The organism is Frondihabitans sp. PhB188, from assembly GCF_003752365.1.
Classification (GTDB): Bacteria; Actinomycetota; Actinomycetes; order Actinomycetales; family Microbacteriaceae; genus Frondihabitans.
Genome location: NZ_RJUO01000001.1, coordinates 629,165 through 649,545, shown reverse-complemented (window position 1 = coordinate 649,545; position 20,381 = coordinate 629,165). Strand labels below are relative to the sequence as shown.

General features: G+C 69.3%; 18 protein-coding genes. 10 read left to right on the top strand and 8 right to left on the bottom strand.

Features of this window, described 5'->3' with window-relative positions:
* Nucleotides 1-91 precede the first annotated feature (91 nt).
* Nucleotides 92-835, top strand: a complete 744-nt coding sequence (locus tag EDF46_RS03015; protein WP_123504777.1) for a TetR/AcrR family transcriptional regulator — start codon at nucleotides 92-94, stop codon at nucleotides 833-835.
* A gap of 7 nt (nucleotides 836-842) precedes the next feature.
* Here the strand turns inward: EDF46_RS03015 and EDF46_RS03010 are convergent, their stop codons facing one another.
* The 3 genes from EDF46_RS03010 to EDF46_RS03000 all read right to left on the bottom strand — a co-directional run bounded on the left by EDF46_RS03010 (nucleotide 843) and on the right by EDF46_RS03000 (nucleotide 6,071).
* The gene (locus tag EDF46_RS03010) at nucleotides 843-1,310 is read right to left on the bottom strand and encodes a TraR/DksA family transcriptional regulator (protein ID WP_370454040.1); all 468 of its coding nucleotides are present in this window, start codon (nucleotides 1,308-1,310) and stop codon (nucleotides 843-845) included.
* On the bottom strand, nucleotides 1,307-2,344 hold the full coding sequence (locus tag EDF46_RS03005) for a glutathione S-transferase family protein (RefSeq protein ID WP_123504776.1): 1,038 nt from the start codon (nucleotides 2,342-2,344) through the stop codon (nucleotides 1,307-1,309). The genes EDF46_RS03010 and EDF46_RS03005 overlap by 4 nt, the downstream gene beginning before the upstream one ends.
* 229 nt (nucleotides 2,345-2,573) lie before the next feature.
* A complete protein-coding gene (locus tag EDF46_RS03000; RefSeq protein WP_123504775.1) occupies nucleotides 2,574-6,071 on the bottom strand; it encodes a DNA polymerase III subunit alpha in 3,498 nt (1,165 codons plus the stop codon).
* A gap of 303 nt (nucleotides 6,072-6,374) precedes the next feature.
* Between EDF46_RS03000 and EDF46_RS02995 the strand changes: the two genes are divergently transcribed.
* Nucleotides 6,375-7,751 carry a glucose-6-phosphate dehydrogenase gene (locus EDF46_RS02995; protein ID WP_199738176.1) on the top strand — a complete coding sequence of 459 codons (1,377 nt, stop codon included), beginning with the start codon at nucleotides 6,375-6,377 and terminating at the stop codon, nucleotides 7,749-7,751.
* Nucleotides 7,752-7,935: 184 nt separating this feature from the next.
* Here EDF46_RS02995 and EDF46_RS02990 read toward each other — a convergent pair whose 3' ends face one another.
* Together EDF46_RS02990 and EDF46_RS02985 are read right to left on the bottom strand one after the other, a co-directional pair.
* Complete coding sequence (locus EDF46_RS02990; RefSeq protein WP_123504774.1) at nucleotides 7,936-9,792, bottom strand: glycoside hydrolase family 15 protein; 1,857 nt, start codon at nucleotides 9,790-9,792, stop codon at nucleotides 7,936-7,938.
* Between the two features lie 60 nt (nucleotides 9,793-9,852).
* Nucleotides 9,853-10,194, bottom strand: a complete 342-nt coding sequence (locus tag EDF46_RS02985) for a DUF6504 family protein (protein ID WP_123504773.1) — start codon at nucleotides 10,192-10,194, stop codon at nucleotides 9,853-9,855.
* 165 nt (nucleotides 10,195-10,359) lie between these two features.
* Here EDF46_RS02985 and EDF46_RS02980 point away from each other — a divergent pair, with 165 nt between their 5' ends.
* On the top strand, nucleotides 10,360-11,112 hold the full coding sequence (locus EDF46_RS02980) for an SDR family oxidoreductase (RefSeq protein ID WP_123504772.1): 753 nt from the start codon (nucleotides 10,360-10,362) through the stop codon (nucleotides 11,110-11,112).
* Between the two features lie 93 nt (nucleotides 11,113-11,205).
* Here the strand turns inward: EDF46_RS02980 and EDF46_RS02975 are convergent, their stop codons facing one another.
* The 3 genes from EDF46_RS02975 to EDF46_RS02965 all read right to left on the bottom strand — a co-directional run bounded on the left by EDF46_RS02975 (nucleotide 11,206) and on the right by EDF46_RS02965 (nucleotide 13,585).
* Nucleotides 11,206-11,694, bottom strand: a complete 489-nt coding sequence (locus tag EDF46_RS02975) for a GNAT family N-acetyltransferase (protein ID WP_123504771.1) — start codon at nucleotides 11,692-11,694, stop codon at nucleotides 11,206-11,208.
* A 65-nt stretch (nucleotides 11,695-11,759) separates the two neighbouring features.
* Entirely contained in the window at nucleotides 11,760-12,767 is a 1,008-nt protein-coding gene (locus tag EDF46_RS02970; protein ID WP_123505170.1) for an App1 family protein, read from the bottom strand.
* A gap of 113 nt (nucleotides 12,768-12,880) precedes the next feature.
* Nucleotides 12,881-13,585: an SOS response-associated peptidase gene (locus EDF46_RS02965; RefSeq protein ID WP_123504770.1), complete on the bottom strand. Its 705-nt coding sequence runs from the start codon at nucleotides 13,583-13,585 to the stop codon at nucleotides 12,881-12,883.
* A gap of 92 nt (nucleotides 13,586-13,677) precedes the next feature.
* Between EDF46_RS02965 and EDF46_RS02960 the strand changes: the two genes are divergently transcribed.
* The 7 genes from EDF46_RS02960 (at nucleotide 13,678) to cydB (ending at nucleotide 20,349) form a co-directional block, all read left to right on the top strand.
* Nucleotides 13,678-14,316 (top strand): TetR/AcrR family transcriptional regulator, encoded by a 639-nt coding sequence (locus EDF46_RS02960; RefSeq protein ID WP_233579775.1) that lies wholly within the window; start codon nucleotides 13,678-13,680, stop codon nucleotides 14,314-14,316.
* Between the two features lie 152 nt (nucleotides 14,317-14,468).
* A complete protein-coding gene (locus EDF46_RS02955; RefSeq protein WP_123504768.1) occupies nucleotides 14,469-15,314 on the top strand; it encodes an ABC transporter ATP-binding protein in 846 nt (281 codons plus the stop codon).
* Complete coding sequence (locus tag EDF46_RS02950; protein ID WP_123504767.1) at nucleotides 15,311-15,991, top strand: ABC transporter permease; 681 nt, start codon at nucleotides 15,311-15,313, stop codon at nucleotides 15,989-15,991. The genes EDF46_RS02955 and EDF46_RS02950 overlap by 4 nt, the downstream gene beginning before the upstream one ends.
* Entirely contained in the window at nucleotides 15,928-16,734 is an 807-nt protein-coding gene (locus EDF46_RS02945; RefSeq protein WP_233579773.1) for an ABC transporter permease, read from the top strand. Before EDF46_RS02950 ends, EDF46_RS02945 begins: the two co-directional genes overlap by 64 nt.
* Entirely contained in the window at nucleotides 16,734-17,660 is a 927-nt protein-coding gene (locus tag EDF46_RS02940) for an ABC transporter substrate-binding protein (RefSeq protein ID WP_123504766.1), read from the top strand. Before EDF46_RS02945 ends, EDF46_RS02940 begins: the two co-directional genes overlap by 1 nt.
* 254 nt (nucleotides 17,661-17,914) lie before the next feature.
* A complete protein-coding gene (locus tag EDF46_RS02935; protein WP_123504765.1) occupies nucleotides 17,915-19,327 on the top strand; it encodes a cytochrome ubiquinol oxidase subunit I in 1,413 nt (470 codons plus the stop codon).
* Between the two features lie 17 nt (nucleotides 19,328-19,344).
* A complete protein-coding gene (gene cydB / locus EDF46_RS02930; RefSeq protein WP_123504764.1) occupies nucleotides 19,345-20,349 on the top strand; it encodes a cytochrome d ubiquinol oxidase subunit II in 1,005 nt (334 codons plus the stop codon).
* Nucleotides 20,350-20,381: the final 32 nt, after the last annotated feature.

Sequence of the window (20,381 nt, the reverse complement as noted above, 5' to 3'; positions counted from 1 at the left end):
GAGCACTGCTCTCGGTCGATGAGACGACCGTAGCGCGTCTGCTGGGCGAATTGCAAGAGCACTGCTCTCATCACTGTGGCAGGATCGGCGCATGAGCCCCTCCGAAACCGGCGTCCGCGCGCGTGCCCGAGCCGAGACCACCGCCCGGGCCCTCGCCGTGGCCAACCGCCAGCTCGGCGAGGTCGGCCCGGCGGCCCTCTCGGTGCGGTCCATCGCCCGCGAGCTCGGCATCTCGTCGTCGGCCATCTACCGGTACTTCCCGTCTCGGGACGCCCTGCTGACCCGCCTCATCATCGATGCCTACACCGACCTGGGGGCGGCGGCTGCGGAAGCGGCGGCAGTTCCTGCGGGGGCACCGCGATTTCGGGCCATCGCGAGAGCCGCCCGGAGCTGGTCGCTCGACAACCCGCACCGCTTCGCGCTCCTCTACGGCACTCCGGTGCCCGGGTACGACGCGCCCGCCGACACCACCGGGCCGGCGCTGACCGTGGCGTACCTGCTGCTCGACGCGCTCCTCGCGTCGCCCGACGTCGTCTGGCCGCCGGTCGACGAGCGGCTGCGACCCGGGTTCGAGGAGCTGGCGTCGGTGCTGTCTCCGGCGCGGTCGTCTCTGCCGGCGGGGTCGTCTTCGATGGCTGGGCCGTCTTCGTCGACTGGGTCGTCTTCAGTCGATGCGCCCGCCGAGTCGATCGCCGCGGGGGTCGCGATCTGGACCGCGCTCTTCGGCCGGCTCTCGTTCGAGGTGCTCGGCCAGTACACGAACGTGGTCGCCGACCGCGACGCGTGGTTCGAGGCGTTCCTCGACGAGGAGCTCGGCCGGGTGGGGCTGCGGTAGCTGCGTTCTAGACGGCGTGCTCGATGCACCGGGTGGCCGTGGGCCGGGCCTCGAGACGGGCCGGTGCGATGGGGCGGCCGCAGACCTCGCAGACGCCGTAGGTTCCGGCGGCGAGTCGTGCGAGGGCGGTGTCGGCGGCTGCCATGCGCTCGAGGGTCGACTTGCGGATCGCCTCGAGCTGCGAGCGCTCGAATGCGATCGTCGCGCCCTCCGGGTCGTGCTCGTCGTCGACGTTCGACGACTCGCGGGCGTCGGAGACGGCCTCCATGTCGAGCAGGAGACGGTCGGCGAGGCGTCGTGCGTCGGCGAGGATGCCCTCGAGGCGGGCGCGGACGTCGGGGGACGCCTCGCTGTCGTGTTCCGAGCGGCCCACGTGTGCCGAGCGGCTGCCGTGTGCCGTCTGGCCGTCGTGTGCCGAGCGGCTGCCGTCTGCCGAGTGGCGGTCGCCCGCCGCCTCGTCGTCGCGGGCTGTCACTCGGCGAGGATCGGAGGGACCTCTTCGCCGGGGCGTGGTGGCGGAGGCGGAGTCCCGTCGCCGAACGGGCGCCCGCCCAGCTCGTCGCGGCCGTGAGGCAGCAGCCACCCGCGCGGATCCGGGCCGGCCGGGACGATCCCCGTCGGATTGATGTCGCTGTGGACGATGTAGTAATGCTTCTTGATCTGCTCGAAGTCGATGGTGTCGCCGAACCCGGGCGTCTGGAACAGATCGCGCGCGTAGGCCCAGAGCACCGGCATCTCGGTCAGCTTGTTCCGGTTGCACTTGAAGTGGCCGTGATACACCGCGTCGAACCGGGCGAGGGTCGTGAACAGCCGGATGTCCGCCTCGGTGATCGTGTCGCCGACCAGGTACCGCTGGTTCTCGAGGCGCTGCTCGAGCCAGTCGAGCCGGTCGAACAGCCGCGTGTAGGCGCGCTCGTAGCTGCCCTGCGACCCGGCGAAGCCGGCGCGGTACACGCCGTTGTTGACGTCGCGGAAGACGACCTCGGCGACGTCGTCGATCTCGTCGCGCTTCCCGTCGGGGTAGAGGTCGGGTGCGCCGTCGCGCTGGAAGTCGGTCCACTCCGTGGCGAGGTCGAGCGTGATCTGCGGGAAGTTGTTGGTGACCACCTTGCCGGTCGGAACGTCGACGATGGCCGGCACCGTGATGCCGCGCGGGTAGCCGGGCGTCCGCTTCTCGAAGGCGTCCTTCAGGCGCTCGATGCCGAGCACCGGGTCGCGTCCGTCAGGGTCGAGGTCGAACGTCCAGGAGCGGGCGTCATGCGTCGGGCCGGGGAGGCCGAGCGAGATCGCGTCCTCCAGGCCGAGCAGCCTCCTCGAGATGACGGAGCGGTTCGCCCACGGGCAGGCCCGGGCGGCGACGAGGCGATAGCGGCCGGCCTCGACCGGCCAGCCGTCGACGGCGTCCTTCGTGATGCGGTCCTCGATGTAGTTGGTGTCGCGGGTGTACTCCTGGCCCGGGGTGACGTAGGTGCCGGGTTCGTCGGTGCTGGCCGTGCTGCTGTCGCTCATGCGGCTCACCCTACGCGTGGCTTCGGAAGGATCTGCGGGGTAGGCGTCCTTGCGGGGCGGGCGTGCGGCGAGGATTCTCCTTGTGGGGCGTGCGCGGCGGCGTGGTTCTCCTTGTGAGCGGGCAGGGCGTCCTTCGATAAGGACTGCACGAACGACGCGAACGACACGAACGACGTGGTCGACACGAACGACGTGATCGACAGGGCGACACGGACGCCAGGGAGTCGGCTCAGGTGAGGACGTCGCGGCCGGCGGCCGCGCGGGTCGCCTGCCAGTCGCGCCACAGCGCCTTGAGATCCCACGCGTTGTCGGCCTCGAGAGAGATGCCGCGCTCGCCGGTGCGGCGGGTGCGCCCCTGGATCAGCAGCAGCTTCGTGCCGAACAGGAGGGAGCCGGCGCGATTCTGGGCCTCCTCGAAGAAGGTGGAGTCGGAGCACCCCGAGCCGTCGTCGAGGCTGATGAACACGACCCGCTTGCCGCTGCGCATCGGCGGCGTCTGCGTGGCGATGCGGATGCCGGCGACGAGGACGGTGGTGCCGTTCCAGTTGTCGATGAGGTCGGCCGCGCGGATCACCCCGAGGTCGTCGAGCATGGGCCGGTAGCTCTCGATGACGTGCTCGGTGACCTCCATCGACAGGATGTCGAGCTCGCGGCTAATCCGCTCGTGCGCCGGCATCTCGGGGCTGCCCGTGGGAACCGAGGCCGAGTCGTCGACATCGAAGTCGAGCTGGTTGATCGTGTCGGCGGGCTTCGGACGCGATGCCCGGCTCGTCAGCTGCCGGATGCGCGCCATCACATCGCCCCGGTTGCGCCCGTCGCCTCCCAGCGAGTCGAGTGCGCCGACCTGGCCGAGCCGCTCGAAGAGCCGCCGCGAAGGCGTGGCCCGCTGGTAGAAGTCGGCGATCGACGTGAACGGGCGGTTCTCGAGGATCCGGGTGGTCTCGTGCTCGGTGATGCCCTGCACGTCGAGGAGCGAGAGGCGGATGCCGAGGTCGCCGGCGTAGGTGCGCGCGACGGGCGTCCGCGGGGGGCGCAGCCGCTCGACGTGGTAGACCTCGCTCGACGCGTTGACGTCGAGCGGCAGGACCGGCACGCCCATCCGCTTCGCCTCGGCGAGCAGCAGCCGCTTCGGGTACATGCCGGGATCGTGGGTGAGGATGCCTGCCAGGAACTCCGCCGGGTAGTGCGTCTTCAGCCACGCCGTCTGGTAGGTCGGCAGGGCGAACGCCGCACCGTGCGCCTTGCAGAACCCGAACGACCCGAAGCCCTTCAGCACGCCCCAGATCCGGTCGATCTCCTTGTCGGTGTAGCGCCGTCTGCCGTGCTCATCGACGTTCGCGGCGGTCTTGCTGCGGAACTCGCCCTCGAGGTCGGCACGCTTCTCCATCTGCCGGCGCATCTCGTCGGCCTCGGCGAGCGAGATGCCCATGGTCGCGTTGAGGATCCGCAGCACGTGCTCGTGGTAGATCACGACCCCGTAGCTGTCCTGAAGGAAGGGCGCGAAGGTCGGATGGATGTAGTCGGGCTTCTGGAACCCGTGCTTGGTGTCGAGGTAGGGCGCGACCATGTTGCCCTTCATCGGGCCGGGGCGGAACAGCGAGATGTCGGCGATGAGGTCTTCGTACTGGTCGGGCTGCATCTTGCCGATCAACTCGCGCTGGCCCGGGCTCTCGATCTGGAACATGCCGAGCGTGTGCGTGGTGCGGATCGCCTCGTACGTCGGCTCGTCGTCGTGGGGGATCGCGTCGAGCTCGATCCGCCCCTGGCGGTTCACATAGGGCGCGTCGATCGGCAGGGCGCCGGCGAGGGCAGTGCGCGGCCCGTTCAGCCGCTCGATCTCGCCGAGGGCGAAGGCCATCGACGACTGCATGCGCACGCCGAGCACGTCGAGCTTGAGCAGGCCGGCGTCATTCATGTCGTGCTTGTCGAACTGGCTCATCGGCAGGCCCATGCCGCTCGGCTGCACCGGAGTCATGCTGAGCAGGTCGGAATTGCCCAGGATCACCCCGCACGGGTGCATCGAGATGTGGCGGGGGAGTCGGTCGAGCCGCTCGGTGAGGTCGACCAGCAGGTCGATCTGGGCGTTGGTCTTGACGAGGTCGGCGATCTGGCGGAGCTCGGGTTTCTCCGTGAGAGCCTTGCGCATGTCGCGGGCGTTCGAGCGCCAGACGTTGTTCGCGACGAGATCGATCTGGTCTTCGTCGAGTCCCAGCGCCAGCCCGGCGTCGCGGACGGCGCCGCGCCCCCGGTAGGTCGACTGCATCGACATCAGCGTGACGCGGTTGCTGCCGTAGCGGTCGAAGATCGCCCGGTACACCTCGTGCCTCCGGGCCGACTCGACGTCGATGTCGATGTCGGGCAGCGTCTCGCGCTTGTTGCCGAGGAACCTCTCGAACAGCAGGTCGTGCTCGAGCGGATCGACGTTCGAGATCCGGAGCAGGTAGGTGACGAGGCTGCCGGCGCCCGAGCCGCGCGCGGCGTTCCGCACCCGCATGTCGCGCATCATCGCCGAGACGTCGGCGACGGTCAGGAAGTACCCGGCGAAGCCGAACGAGGTGATCGTCTCGAGCTCGTCGCGCATGCGCCGCTCGATCTGCTCGCGCTTGGCCATCGACGCGTCGCCGAAGCGCTCGGTCACCCCGGCCTCGGCCCGCCGCCACAGCACCTGGTCGGGGTCGCCCTCGACGCCGATCGCCGACAGCTCGGGCACCTTCGCGCGACGCCAGCCGAGGTCGACGTCGGGGTCGAGTCGGCACCGGTCGGCGAGCTCCTCGGTGGCGGCGAGCATCTCCTCGGCCGCGCGGCGATCGAGCGACGACGCGTCGGCGATCATCCGGGCGAGCGCGCGCATCGCGTCGGGGGTCTTGAGGAAGGCCTGGGCGTTGGGCTGCGGCTCGAAGCTGCCGAGTGCCGCGAGGTGCCCGGCGGCGTCGAGCACGTCGGCGGTCAGGGCCTCGTCGGGCTCGCGGTAGCGCACGGCATTGGTGAGCACCGCAGGAACTCGCCCGGCGTCGGCGAGCTCGAGCATCCGCGCGGCGTGGCGCAGGCTGCGGCTCTCGCCCGGCTCGGTGAGGTGGCAGACGACCTCGATGGCGACGCCGCCGGGCACCTCCGCCTTCCAGGCCTCGAGCAGTGCGGCCGCCCGGCCGTGCGCGCCGTGCGCCACAGCTCGTCCGACGTCGGAGTCGGGGCCGAGCAGCACCGTGCCGGTGGGGCCGTCGTCGCCCATCAGGAAAGCGCGGACCCGGGCGCGGGGGATCGTCGCCACGCTGTTCGCGCTGCCGTTGACCTTGCGTGTGGCGCGGCCGTGAGCCGCGCTGATGAGGCGGCAGAGGGAGGCCCAGCCGGCGCCCGGGCCGACCCCGACGGCGCCGCCGCCGTGGGCGAGGAACACGACGCGGTCGGCGTCGGCGGCGATGGGCGGGGAACCGCTAGGAGGTCCTGCGGGATGCTGCCCTGCGGGGCGCTGCCCTGCGGGATGCCGCCCTGGGCTGTCGTGGTCGTCGGGGGAGGGGGTCGATACGCCCAGCTCGACGCCGACGATGGGGTCGATGCCGAGCGCGCGGCACGCGCCGACGTGGCGGATCGCTCCGTAGAGGCCGTCGCGGTCGGTGATCGCCGCTGCGTCGGCGCCGTTCGAGGCGGCCTGAGCGGCGAGGTGGCCCGGCTGCGCAGTGCCGTAGTGGGCGCTGAACGCCGAGGCGACGTGCAGGTGCGTGAAGCTCATGGCCGCCCTCTCGTTCGAACGTGTGTTCGAACAGTGTAGGTCATTCGCCAGGCGGCGGGAGAGGGGTTTCCACAGGGCTGGTCAGGTGCGTACCGGAGTCGCCGCAGAGCAGTACGGTTGATGGTGGCATCGTGGCCACTCGCGCCCGTGCCCCTTCTCTCGCATCCTCGAACCTCATGGGAATGCCTGCCGGTCCGGTGTGTTGAGCCACGTGGACCACAGCTAGGTTCACCTCGAAAGGAAGTCCATGACCACCCGCACTGCGCCTTCCAGCGCCGCGACTCACTCCGAGCAGACCGTCTGATGGCGGAGACGAGCACCCTCATCATCCTCGGCGCTTCCGGTGACCTCACCGAGCGCCTCCTCCTCCCCGGCCTCGCGAGCCTGCTCAAGAGCGACCGCGGCGTCGACGTGAAGCTGATCGGCACCGGCCGCAGCGAGCGCAGCCCCGAAGAATGGGACGACGTCGTCAAGACGGCCTTCAACGGCGATGCCGGCTCGGAGCTCGCCAAGAAGACCCTCGCCTCGAGCGAGTACATCCAGGGCGACCCGACCGACCCCGAGCACCTGAAGAAGCTCTTCGCGGCCTCCGAGGGCGAGCCGGTCATGTACTTCGCGCTCCCGCCGGCCATCTCGACGAAGGTCATCAAGGCCCTCGAGGAGATCGACGTGCCCGACGGCCTCCGGCTGGCCCTCGAGAAGCCCTTCGGCAGCGACGAGCAGGGTGCTCGCGAGCTGAACGAGGAGCTCCTCAAGGTGATCCCGGAGGAGCGCATCCACCGCACCGACCACTTCCTCGGCCGCTCGACCGTGCTGAACATGATCGGCCTGCGCTTCGCCAACCGCCTCTTCGAGCCGGTCTGGAACAGCGACAACATCGAGAAGGTCGAGATCTTCTACGACGAGGTCCTCGGCCTCGAGGGTCGCGCCCAGTACTACGACAAGGCCGGCGCTCTCGTCGACATGATCCAGAGCCACCTCCTGCAGGTGCTCGCCGTCATCGCGATGGACGCCCCGTCGTCGATCGACGCCGTCGAGCTCCGCAGCGAGATCGCCCGCGTCCTGCGCGCCACCTGGGTGAAAGACGGAGACCCCGTCGCCAACAGCCGTCGCGGCCAGTACGCGGCCGGCACGATCTCGGGTAAAGACGTCCCCGCGTACTCCGACGAGGACGGCGTCGACAACTCCCGCGAGACCGAGACGCTCGCCGAGGTCGAATTCGAGATCAAGACCCGTCGGTGGGCCGGCGTGCCGTTCATCCTGCGCTCCGGCAAGGGGATGACCAAGGTCCGCAAGGAGGTGCTGATCACCTTCAAGCCGGTGCCGGCGCTGCCCGAGGGGCTCCAGGGCTCGTCGTCGCCCGACACGCTCAAGATCGAGATCAGCCCCGAGACCATCGAGCTCGGAGTCACGACCAACGGTCAGGGCAACCCGTTCCACCTCGAGAAGTCGACCCTGTCGACCGACCTGGGCAAGCCCGAGCTGACTCCCTACGGCGAGGTGCTCTCGGGCATCTTCCACGATGACCCCACCCTCTCCATCCGCGGCGACGTGGCCGAGCGGTGCTGGGCGATCGTCGCGCCGGTCGTCGATGCCTGGGAGTCGGGCGAGGTTCCGCTCGACAAGTACCCCGCCGGGTCGGCTGGTCCGGCCCACTGGACCACCTCGAAAGAGGCGTAGCCACCCGCTCGCGAAGCCCCGCCGAACCTGGTTCGGCGGGGCTTCGTCGTGCCGGGACCAGGGGCGGGGCGGCCCGGACCCGCGGGTTCGGCGCAGACTCCGTGGTCCGGCCCGGATGCCTGTCCGCGGTGCGGCGTATCGGCCGATCCGGGGTGTCCGGCCGCCAGGGTCGGCGGCAGCCGGGCTAGGCCCGCGCCCGCCGCGCCTCGCCGCCGCGCGAATGCTCGATCGCCGTCTGGATGGCGTCGGCCGCGCGCACCAGCGCCAGGTGCGACAGCGCCTGCGGGGTGTTGCCGACGTGGCGCCCCGTCGCGACCTCGATCTCTTCGGAGAGCATCCCGACGTCGTTGCGGAACCCGACGAGGCGGTCCATCAGCGCGGTCGCGTCGTCGAGCCGGCCGCTGCGGGCGTACTGCTCGACGAGCCAGAACGAGCAGGCGAGGAACGGGTTCTCGGTGCCGGACAGCCCGTCGACACCCGACTGCGTGCGGTAGCGCAGCAGCAGGCCGTCGTGCAGGAGGTCGTGCTCGATCGCCTTCACGGTGCCGAGCATGCGCGGATCGTGCGCATCGACGTAGCCCACCTGCGACAGCTGCAGCAGGGAGGCGTCGACCTCGTGCGACCCGTAGTACTGCACGTAGCACCCGCGCTCCGCGTCGTAGCCGTTGGTCTCGATCTCGTCGCGGATCTTCTCGCGCAGGGCGAGCCACCGCTCGACGGGACCGTCGAGGTGAAACTCCTGCGCGCCTCGGACGGCCCGGTCGATGGCGGCCCAGAGCATGACGCGCGAGTGAGTGAAGTGCTGCTCGGGCCCTCGAATCTCCCAGATGCCGTTGTCGGGCTTCGACCAGTTCTCCTCGACGTGCTGGATCAGCGCGCGCTGGAGCGCCCACGAGTCGTAGGTCTCCTCGCTGCCGAGCTGGCGGGCCTCGTGGAGTGCGACCATCACCTCGCCGAACACGTCACCCTGATACTGCGTGTAGGCGCCGTTGCCGATGCGGACGGGCGAGGCGCCCTGGTAGCCGGGCAGCTCGTCGAGGGTGGTCTCGGCGAGGTACCGCTCGCCGCCGAGGCCGTACATGATCTGGACGTCGTCGGGATCGCCCGCGATGGCGCGGAGCAGCCAGCCGCGCCAGCCCATCGCCTCGTCGGCGTAGCCGTGCGAGAACAGCGCCTGCAGCGTCATCGAGGCGTCGCGGAGCCAGACGTAGCGGTAGTCCCAGTTGCGGCCGCCGCCGAACTGCTCGGGGAGGCTCGTCGTGGCCGCGGCCACGATGCCGCTGGTGTCTTCGTGGGTCAGGGCGCGCAGGATCAGGAGCGAGCGACGGACCGCCTCGCCGTACGCCTCGGGCGCCTCGGAGTGCGACGCCCAGTCGCGCCACCAGTCGATCGTCGTGTCGATGCTGGCCGACACGTCGATCGGCGCCGGCGGCTCGCGGTACGACGGGTACCAGGTCATCACGAGGTCGACGGTGTCGCCGGCCGTCACGTCGAAGGCGGCGCGGTGGGCGTGGTCGCTGGCCGTGAGCCTCGGCCCGCGGACGACGACCGCGTCGGGCCCGGCGACGGCGACGAGCGTGCCTCGGCCGGCGGCCTCGGCCTCGTGCGGCATGGACGGGTCGTCGGGCGGGGTGTCGTCGTCGAGCTGCCGGATCCACGGGATCGCCGTCGTGTAGCCGAAGCGGATGCGGAGGTCTTCGGTCATCGTGACGGTGCCCGAGAGGCCCCGCACGCGGCGCACCAGGTCGGCTCGGCGGTCGCCGTACGGCATGAGGTCGGTGACCTCGACCTCGCCGGTCGGCGTCGACCAGCGGGTGACGAGCACGAACGTGTCGTCGACGTAGCGTCGGGTGGCGGTCGCGGTCGGGTCGGCCGGCGCGAGCAGCCAGCGACCGCTGTCGTCGTCGCCGAGGAGGCCGGCGAACAGGGAGGGGGAGTCGAAGCGCGGCAGGCAGAGCCAGTCGATGCTGCCGTTCCGGCCGACGAGGGCGGCCGTGTGGCAGTCGCCGATCAGTGCGTAGTCTTCGATCGCTAGGGGCATGCGCTCATCCAATCAGCCGATGCCATGAAAGCCCGCCGTGGCATGCTGAGGCGGGCCGGCTCATGCGAACAGCTGCTGGTCGATCTGGTCGTCGAACACCCCGAGCAGCAGCCACTCGCGGCTGATCGGGTCTCGCGCGAGGTCGAACGTGCCGTCGACCCGGTGCGCGCCGTCGGTGAGCGGCAGCGCGTCGACGCGCCAGACGTGCATCTCGAGCAGCTCGCTGCCGGAGCCGCGCGGGGCCCGCGTCGCGCTGCGCCACCAGGCCTGCCGGGTGATCCACACCTCGGGTGCGCTCACCACGCCGTAGACGACCCGCCGCCAGGTGAATCGGAGGGGCGTGCCCTCGTCGGTGGTCTCGACGGCGATCCGCTCGTCGATCCGCTGCGCGTCGATCCGCATGCTGGCCCCTCTGGCTCTGTTCGAAAGTATGTTCGAACTCTACGTCGCGCCTCCGACATTCGCGACCCCGCGACCAGAAGCCCCGAGCCGTGAGAAGGGACGGACTGCGAATCCCCGGCTGACCGCTCCCTTCACGTCGTCCGAGCGCGGCGCCACAGTGGAGACATGAAAACGACTGGAAACACCATCCTCATCACCGGCGGCACCTCGGGTCTCGGCCTGGGCCTCGCGCAGCGCTTCGCGGCGGCGGGCAACACCGTCGTCGTGGCCGGACGCCGCACGGCGCTCCTGGCCGAGATCGAAGCGGAGAACCCGGGGATCACGGGCCTCGAGATGGACGTCGCAGTTCCTGCGTCCATTCAGAACGGGTTCGAGACGATCACCGCGAGCCACCCCGACCTCAACGTCGTCATCACGATGGCCGGCATCATGCAGCCCGAAGACCTGACGACCGCGGGCTTCCTCGAGACGGCCGAGGCGACCATCACCACGAACCTGCTCGGCACGATCCGGACCGTCGCGGCGTTCACCGAGTTCTTGCAGGGCAGGCCCGACGCCGCGTTCATGACCGTCTCGTCGGGACTCGCCTTCGTGCCGCTCGCGATGACGCCGACCTACAACGCCACGAAGGCCGCGGTGCACTCGTTCACCGAGATCCTGCGCCTGCAGCTCGCCGAGTCGGGCGTCGAGGTGCTCGAGCTGATCCCGCCGGCAGTTGCGACGACGCTGCTCGGTCAGGACGAGGACACCAGCGGCCGGGCCATGCCGGTCGACGAGTACCTCGACGAGGTGTTCGAGATCCTGAGCACGCGGCCCGACGAGAAGCAGGTCATGGTGGAGCGGGTCAAGATGCTGCGCTTCGCCGAGGTCGACGGCGCCTACGACCGGGTGCTGCACATGCTCGCCGGCTCGCACTGATCCGCCTCGCATCGCCCCGCAGCCCATGATCGGGACTCCGCACCGCGAGATCTCGTGGTGCCGAGTCCCGATGGTGGTGCGCAGCGGCCCCGGTCAGCCGAAGGTCGTGCCGAGCACGGTGCGCCACCCCGTCGTCCCGAGCTCGCGCAGCCCGATCTTCTCGGCCACCCGCCGCGAGGCCGTGTTCGCCGGATCGATGATGGCGACCAGCTCCGCGGCCCCCAGCTCGTCGCGCGCGAGATCGCGGCACGCTCCCGCGGCCTCCGTGGCGAGCCCCCGGCGCAGGAACTCGGTGCCCACGTGGTACCCGACCTCGAGCCGGAGCACCCCGTCGACGTCCTGCCACGTCAGCCCGCAGTCTCCGACGAAGGCGCCGCCGTGCGTCTCGATGATCCAGAGTCCGTAGCCGTGCTCGGCGTAGTTGCGCTGGTTCCAGGCGATCCACGCGGCGGCCTCGTCGCGCGTCTTCGGCGCCGGGTAGAACTCCATCACGCGGGGGTCGCCGAGCAGGCCGGCCATGGCGTCGAGGTCGGCGGCGCCCATCTCGCGGAAGCGCAGGCGCGGGGTCGGTCGGGGGAGCACTCGTCGACGATACCGGCCGGGCCCGGCGGCCCGGCGGGCGTGGTGCGAAGCCGACGGCGAGAGCGCTACGCCCCGCCGACCATGCCCTTCTCGACGAGCTGGTCCCAGATGCCGGCACCGTCGGGCGCGTAGATCCACGGCGTCTTCGTGGTGCGCTCGTGCTCCTCGGCCCGCGAGCGGCCTCCGGCGAAGACGGCCTCGGTCGACGACAGCTGGCGGATGGCCACGCCGGCGACGTTCGACGGGTGCTCCGCGAGGAAGTTGCCGTAGGTGTCCTCGTCGTGCTGGCCGTCGTCGCCGACGAGCAGCCACTTCATCTCGGGGAACTCGGCGGCGATGCGCCGCAGGGTCTGGTACTTGTGCTGACGGCCGCTGCGGAACCAGCGGTCGTGCGTCGGCCCCCAGTCGGTCAGCAGCAGCGGGCCCCGCGGGTAGAAGTTGCGGGTCAGGAATCGGTTGAGCGTCGGCGCCACGTTCCAGGCGCCCGTCGACACGTAGATGACGGGGGTGCCGGGCGCCGAAGCACGGAGGCGCTCGTAGAGCACCGCCATCCCGGGCACGGGTCGGCGCGCGTGCTCGTCGAGCACGAAGGTGTTCCAGGCCGCGAGGAACGGCCGGGGCAGGGCCGTCACCATGACGGTGTCGTCGATGTCGGAGATGATGCCGAACTTGACGGCGGGGTCGATCACGAAGACGGGCGCGTGCACCTCGAGCGATCCCTCGGTGCGCAGCACGATCGAGTGCCAGCCCGGCTGGAGGTCGACCTCGATGCGCGTGTCGACGACCCCGCCGCGGTCGGCGGTCATGTGGTGCGTGACCCCGTCGATCACGGCGTCGACCACGACCTCGTTGATCGGCACGCTCGTGAAGCTGCGCCAGCCGCGCACGTGGGTGTGCCCGGTCGACAGCTTCTCCCCCTCTTTGGTCAGGAGCACGCGGCAGAGCACGCGGATCCAGCCGGGAGCGCCGTAGCCGGTGTACGGCACGATGGTCGGGATCAGGCCGCGTCGGCGGGCGTTCTGCTCGCGGAACTCGTGGATCGCGTCTTCCATCCGCGCGGCTCGGTGCAGCATCGGCTCGACGCTCTGCGCGACCACCGCCTGCGCGTTCGACCCGAACGCGGCGGGAGGCGCGGAAGAGGCTTTGCGGTGACCCGGCATGCCCTCATTGTGGCATGCCCGCCCCCTCACTCCGTGGGCGGCGGCGTCCCGTGCGGTCCGTCCGTCGGCTCGATGCGCACGCGGGCGGCGTGCTGCTCCGCCTCGCCGGCGATGCCTTCGAGCAGGTCGCCGTCGCCCTCGGTGTGCGGGTCGAGCCAGTCGTCCATGATGTCGGCGCCGACGAACACCGGCATCCTGTCGTGGACCCCCCGGAGCGGTCCGGTCGAGTCGCGCGTGAGGATCGTGGTGCTGAGCACCCAGCGCGACGGGTCGTCCGAAGCCTTCTTCGGGTCGCGCCACCACTCGTAGAGCGCGGCGAACAGCATGAGCTCGTCGTCGGGCAGCGAGATCGACATCGGCACCTTCGCGCCCTCGGGGCCGGTCGTCCACTCGTAGTAGCTCGACGCCGGAACGATGCCTCGTCGCGAGACGACGGCGTCGCGGAACGTCGGCTTCTCGGCCGCCGTCTCGACCCGGGCATTGAACGCCCGGGCGCCGACGGCCGGATCGTCGGCCCACGCCGGGATCAGCCCCCACCGGGCGGAGGCCAGGCGGCGCACCGGGGGCCCGCCGGCATCCTCGCCGCGAGGCGCGGCATCGACGATCAGACTCACCGGCGCGGTCGGAGCGATATTCCAGGAAGGCTCTGGAAGAGTATCTCCCGTCACGTCGACGTCGAAGAGGGCCACCAGGTCGCTCGAGGCGCGCGACATCACGAATCTTCCGCACATGACCACAAGTCAAGCGCATGCGTCGGACATCGAGCGACAGCAGCGACGTCGCCGGTCGCACGAGAAGCGCCGCTCATACTGAAGGAGACCCATTGCTCGTCACCGAGACCAATGAAGCACTGCCCGGGGGATCATCACTGCTCAGGAACGAGCCGGTCCAGGCGCGGAGCTCGGCTCGGCTGACAGGCCTCCTCGATGCGGCGGCGGCGATCATCGACGAGATCGGCTTCGAGCGCCTCACGACGGCCATGGTGGCCGAGCGCGCCGGCGCCTCCATCGGCACCGTCTACCGCTACTTCCCCGACCGCATCGCCGTCGTCGAGGCCCTCGCGGCCCGCTGCGTCGGCCGTCTCATGGAGCGCATCGACGGGGTCATCGTCGAGAGCGGGTCGCAGGAGTGGCACGACGCCGTCGACTTCGCCATCGACGCGCAGGTCGACATGTACCGCACCGAGCCCGGCTTCCGCGCTATCCGCTTCGGCGACGCCGAGGTCGCCGACTCCACGTCCGGCGAGACCGAGGGGCGTCGCCCCTTCGCCGAGCAGATGTCGGCGCTCCTCGCCGTCCGCTACCCGGTCGAGCGATCGGCCGACCTCGACTTCGCTCTCGACGTCGCGATCGAGATGGGCAGCGCGATCCTGGCCCGCGCGTTCCAGGCCTCGCCCGAGGGTGATTCGCGCTTCATCGAGGAATGCCGTTCCGTGGTCACGGGTTACCTCGCCGGGGCCTGAATGACGCCGTGGGTCGAATCATTACGACTCCGTGACAGTAAACGACAGCCGTGTAACGCCTATCGATGATCTGTGGTTCAGTTGACGCCCTGGCAAGTGTCGATTCGTGTTGCCCACGAGGAATGAGCCACCGCAATGATTGAACGACAGCGATGATCGAGTTCCGCTCGGTCACCAAGCAGTACCCCGACGGAACCCGAGCCGTCGAAGACTTCAGCCTCGTGATCCCGTCACGGAAGACCACCGTCTTCGTCGGGTCCAGCGGTTGCGGCAAGACCACCATCCTCCGGATGATCAACCGCATGGTCGACCCGTCGTCCGGCAGCATCCAGATCGACGGCAAAGACATCGGCGGGCTCGAGCCCGTCGCCCTGCGTCGCAGCATCGGCTACGTCATGCAGAACTCCGGGCTCCTTCCGCACCGCAAGGTCGTCGACAACATCGCGACCGTGCCGCTCCTCAAAGGCGTCAAGAAGCGGGAGGCCCGCCTGCAGGCCCTCGAGCTGATGGACACCGTCGGCCTCGACCGCGCCTTCGCCGACCGCTACCCGAGTCAGCTCTCGGGCGGTCAGCAGCAGCGTGTGGGCGTCGCCCGCGGTCTCGCCGTCGACCCGAACATCCTGCTGATGGACGAGCCGTTCGGAGCCGTCGACCCGCTGGTGCGCTCCGACCTCCAAGAGGAGCTGATCCGCCTTCAGCGCGACCTCGACAAGACGGTCGTCTTCGTCACGCACGACATCGACGAGGCCTTCTACCTCGGCGACCAGGTCGTGATCCTGAAGAAGGGCGGCCACATCGCGCAGGTCGGCTCGCCCGCCGAGATCCTCGCCGACCCCGCCGACGACTTCGTCGCCGACTTCATCGGGGCGAACCGCGGCAAGCGCGCGCTGCACATCGAGGAGACCGCCACCGGCTCCATCCTCGTCGACGACGACGGTCGGCCCGCCGGAACGCTCACCGGGTCGGTCCCGGCAGCCGGCGGTCGGGCCCAGCCGTGAACTGGGTCGTCCAGAACGCCTCGTACGTGGGCGACTCGGCACTGGCCCACCTGCAGCTCAGCATCCCGCCGATCATCCTCTCGTTCGTGCTGAGCGTTCCGCTCGGCTGGGTCGCCAACCGGTACCGGCCCGTGCGCGGCGTCCTCCTCACGGTCGCCGGCCTGCTGTACGCGATCCCGTCGCTGCCGCTCCTGATCGTGCTGCCGCTGTTCATCGGGACGGGCCTCCGGAGTCCCGTCAACGTGATCGTCGTCCTCACGCTCTACGGCATGGCCCTGATGGTCCGGTCGACGGCCGACGCTCTCGAAGCGGTCGAGCCGGATGTCCGCCAGTCGGCCACCGCCGTCGGGTTCAGCCCCTGGGGTCGCTTCTGGTCGGTCGACTTCCCCCTGGCCGGTCCGGTCCTGCTCGCCGGCATGCGCGTCGTCGTCGTGAGCACGGTCAGCCTCGTGACCGTCGGAGGCGTGCTCGGCGTCAACGGGCTCGGCCTGCTCTTCACCGACGGACTGCAGCGCGCGATCATCCCCGAGATCGTGACGGGCATCGTCCTCGTCGTCGTCATGGCCCTCATCCTCGACGCGCTCCTCGTGCTGCTCGGGCGCGCGCTCATGCCGTGGACCAGGGCGACGGCGACACCCAGCCGACGAGCCGCGCGAAGGGTCCTGGCCACCGCATGAACTACTTCGGCTCGGCTTTCGCCTTCATCCTCGACCCGGTCAACTGGAGCGCGTCGGAGGCGAACCCGATCGGGTCGCGCCTGGGCGAGCACCTCTGGTACACCCTCCTCGCGCTCGTGATCTCGGCTGCGATCGCGCTCCCCATCGGCCTGCTCATCGGCCACACGGGCCGCGGTCGCCAGGCGGCGGTCCTGATCTCGGGTGGAGCCAGGGCGCTGCCCACGCTGGGTGTGATCACACTGCTGGCCGTCTTGATCGGCATCGGCCTCCGTGCGCCGCTCATCGCGTTCGTGATCCTGGCGATCCCGTCGATCCTGGCGGGTGCCTACTCGGGCCTCGAGGCGGTCGACCGGAAGACCATCGACGCGGCCCGCGCCATGGGCATGACCGAGTGGCAGATCCTCCGCCAGGTGGAGGTGCCCCTCGGGCTGCCGCTGATCATCGGAGGACTCCGGTCGGCGACGCTTCAGATCGTCGCCACGGCCACCCTCGCCTACTACGTCGGCGCCGAGGGGCTCGGAAGCTTCATCTTCCTCGGCCTCGGCACCAACGACTACCCGACCACCCTCGTCGGCGCCATCCTCGTCGTCGCCTTGGCGGTCGTCCTGGAGATCGTCTACTCGATCATCCAGCGCCTCGTCGTGCCCGCGGGTGTCCGCGCGATACGACCTCAGAACGACCGGTCGGGAGCAACCCGCTCCCGCTCGGTAGTGGGTTCTCCACTCCAGGAAGGAAACAAGTGATGTTCACAGCGAAGAGAGGCCGACTCGCCCTGGTGGGCGCAGTCGCGATCGGGGCTATGGTCGCCCTGGCAGGGTGCTCGTCCGGCGATCCGCTCAAGTCGGGATCGGATTCCAGCGCCTCGGGCGACACTATCGTGATCGGCTCGCAGCAGTACTACTCGAACGAGATCATCGCGGAGGCATACGCGCAGGCTCTCGAGAACGCCGGCTTCAAGGTCGACCGCCAGTTCAACATCGGCCAGCGCAGCGTCTACCTGCCCGAGCTCGAGAAGGGGACCATCGACGTGATCCCCGACTACAGCGGCAGCCTGCTGCAGTACTACGACGCCAAGACGACCGCCAAGTCGGAGTCCGACATCGAGTCGGCTCTCCCCGACGCGCTTCCGTCGGGCCTGAAGACCCTCAAGGCCGCCGAGGCGACCGACCAGGACACCTACACCGTGACGAAGGACTTCTCGACGAAGAACGACATCACGAGCCTCGCCGACCTCAAGGACTACTCCGGCAAGCTCGTCGTCGGCGCCAACGCCGAGTTCCAGACCCGCCCCTACGGCATCACCGGCCTGAAGAGCGTCTACGGTGCGACCGCGACGCTGAAGGCCATCGCCGACTCGGGCGGAGCGAACACCGTCGCCGCGCTCAAGAACGGCCAGGTCCAGCTCGCCGACATCTACTCGGCCAGCCCGGCGATCAAGGCGAACGACTTCGTCAGCCTGGAAGACCCCGAGAACATGATCCTGCCCCAGCACGTCATCCCCGTGGTCGACTCCAAGGTCGACTCGAAGGCGGCCGGGATCATCGAGGACGTCAACGCGAAGCTCACGCAGTCCGCGCTGATCGATCTCAACACGACCAGTGTCGATGACAAGTCGTCGGCCGCTGTGATCGCCAAGAAGTTCCTCAGCGACACGGGCCTCGTCAAGTAGCCCAGCCCCGCGACACGAACGGCCTCCCCGACACCTGTCGGGGAGGCCGTTCTCGTTCGTGCGCCGTCGACGGCCCGGGTCGTGGTGTCTCGGCGTCGAGCAATACCGCCTGTGATCAGGTTCTTCGCAGGTACGACGGTCCGTTCTGCCGCGAACCGCGCCCTAGAGTCGAAGTGTCCTGGAAGTCCCGAAGGCGAGACCCACCACCCCTATCGGTCGAGGAAGCACGACATGCGCCACCGCGTGAGCACGACATGAACGAACTGCTCGATCCCCTCCTGCTGTCCCGCTGGCAGTTCGGTCTGACGACCGTCTACCACTTCCTGTTCGTCCCCCTGACGATCGGCATGGGCTTCACCGTCGCCGTCTTCCAGACGGCCTGGTACCGCACGGGCCGCGCCCACTACCTGCAGCTGACGAAGTTCTTCGGCAAGATCTTCCTGATCAACTTCGCGATGGGCGTCGTCACCGGCATCGTCCAGGAGTTCCAGTTCGGAATGAACTGGTCGGAGTACTCCCGCTTCGTCGGCGACGTCTTCGGCGCGCCTCTCGCCCTGGAGGGCCTGCTGGCCTTCTTCCTCGAGGCGACGTTCCTGGGTGTCTGGATCTTCGGCTGGGACCGCGTCTCCGCCCGCATCCACCTCATGGCGATCTGGGGCGCCACGATCGGCAGCATCCTCTCGGCCTACTTCATCATCTGCGCGAACTCGTTCATGCAGCACCCCGTCGGCTTCGAGATCAACAAGGCCAAGGGCCGCGCCGAGCTCACCGACATCTGGGCGGTGCTGACCAACAAGGTCGCGCTGGCCGCCTTCCCGCACACGCTGTTCGCCTGCTTCATGGTGTCGGCCGCGGTCATCGTGTCCGTCGCCGCATACCACCTGCACCGCAACCAGAACCTCGACACCATGCGTCCGGCCCTCCGCTTCGGCATGTGGATGATGATCGCCTCCGGTGCTCTCACCATCCTCTCGGGCGACCAGCTCGGCCTCGCCATGGTCGAGACCCAGCCGATGAAGATGGCTTCGGCCGAGGCGCTCTACAAGACGTCGACGGGCTTCGACGCCTCGTTCTCGATCTTCACGCTGGGCACCCCCGACGGCGTGCACGAGCTCTTCAGCATCCGGGTGCCGTACCTCCTGTCGTTCCTGTCGACCCACACCTTCGACGGCACGGTCGAGGGCATCAACAACCTGCAGGCTCAGTACACCGCGGCCTACGGCCCCGGCGACTACTCGCCGATCATCTGGGTCACGTACTGGTCCTTCCGCTGGATGATGGGCCTCGGCATGATCGCCATCCTCATCTCGGCGGTCGGCCTCTGGATCACCCGCAAGGGCCGCATGCCCGCGAACAGGTGGGTCTGGCGAGCCGCGACCTGGAGCTTCCCGCTCCCGCTCGCCGCGATGGTCATCGGCTGGGTCTTCACCGAGATGGGCCGGCAGCCCTGGCTGGTGTTCGGGCTGCTGAAGACGAGCGACGGCGTCTCACCGGGCACCACCGGTGTCGAGGTCCTGATCTCGCTGGTCGCCTTCACCGCCATCTACGCGACGCTCGCCGTCGTCGAGTTCCGGCTCATCCTCAGGGCGGCGCAGAAGGGCCCCGAAGCGCCCACGAAGGTCGACGAGACCACGGGCAGGCTCCTCCACGAGGCGACGGTGTACTAGAAAGTGACTGCGCGATCATGACTCTGCCCGACCTCTGGTTCCTCCTCATCGGCCTGTTCTTCACCGGCTACTTCGTGCTCGACGGCTTCGACTTCGGCGTCGGGATGTCGCTGCCGTTCCTCGGCCGCGACGACACCGACCGCCGGGTCCTCATCAACACCATCGGCCCGGTCTGGGATCTCAACGAGACCTGGGTCATCGTCGCCGGCGCCGCCATGTTCGCCGCGTTCCCGGAGTGGTACGCGACGGTGTTCAGCGGCTTCTACCTGATCATGCTGATGATCCTGCTGGCGCTGATCCTGCGCGGCGTCTCGTTCGAGTACCGCCACCAGCGGCCCGACCACAGGTGGAAGCGCAACTTCGACCGGATGATCTTCATCGGGTCGGTCGTCCCCGCGTTCCTCTGGGGCGTGGTGTTCGCCAACATCGTGCGCGGCATGGCCCTCGACAGCAACTTCGACTACATCGGCTCGCTCGGCGACCTCTTCAACTGGTACGCGATCGCCGGCGGCCTCGCCACCCTGCTGCTGTTCTTCCTGCACGGCACGTTCTTCATCGCGCTGAAGACCGACGGCGAGATCCGGCTCCGCGCTCGTCGCCTCGCGGTCCGCGTCGGCGTCGTCGCCGTCGTCGTCGGCGGCGGGTTCCTGGTCGCCACGGTCGTTGCGTTCGGCACGCCGGTCTCGACGGCCCTCGCCGCGGTCGCGGTCGTCGCTCTGATCGTCGCGTTCACCGCCAACCTCCGTGGTCGCGAGGGTGTCGCGTTCGGCTTCATGGCGCTGACCATCACCGCCGTCGTGGCCAGCCTGTTCGCGACGCTGTTCCCGAACGTCCTCGTCGCGACGAACGATCCGGCCAACACGATGACCATCGAGAACGCGGCGAGCGGCACGTACACGCTCCAGCTGATGAGCTGGATCTCGTTGATCTTCGTGCCGCTGATCCTGCTCTACCAGGGGTTCACCTACTGGATGTTCCGCAAGCGGGTCACCCGGGCGGTCGTCACCGCCTCGGCGCACTGATCTCGTGAAGGCACCGACATCGTGAAGGCACC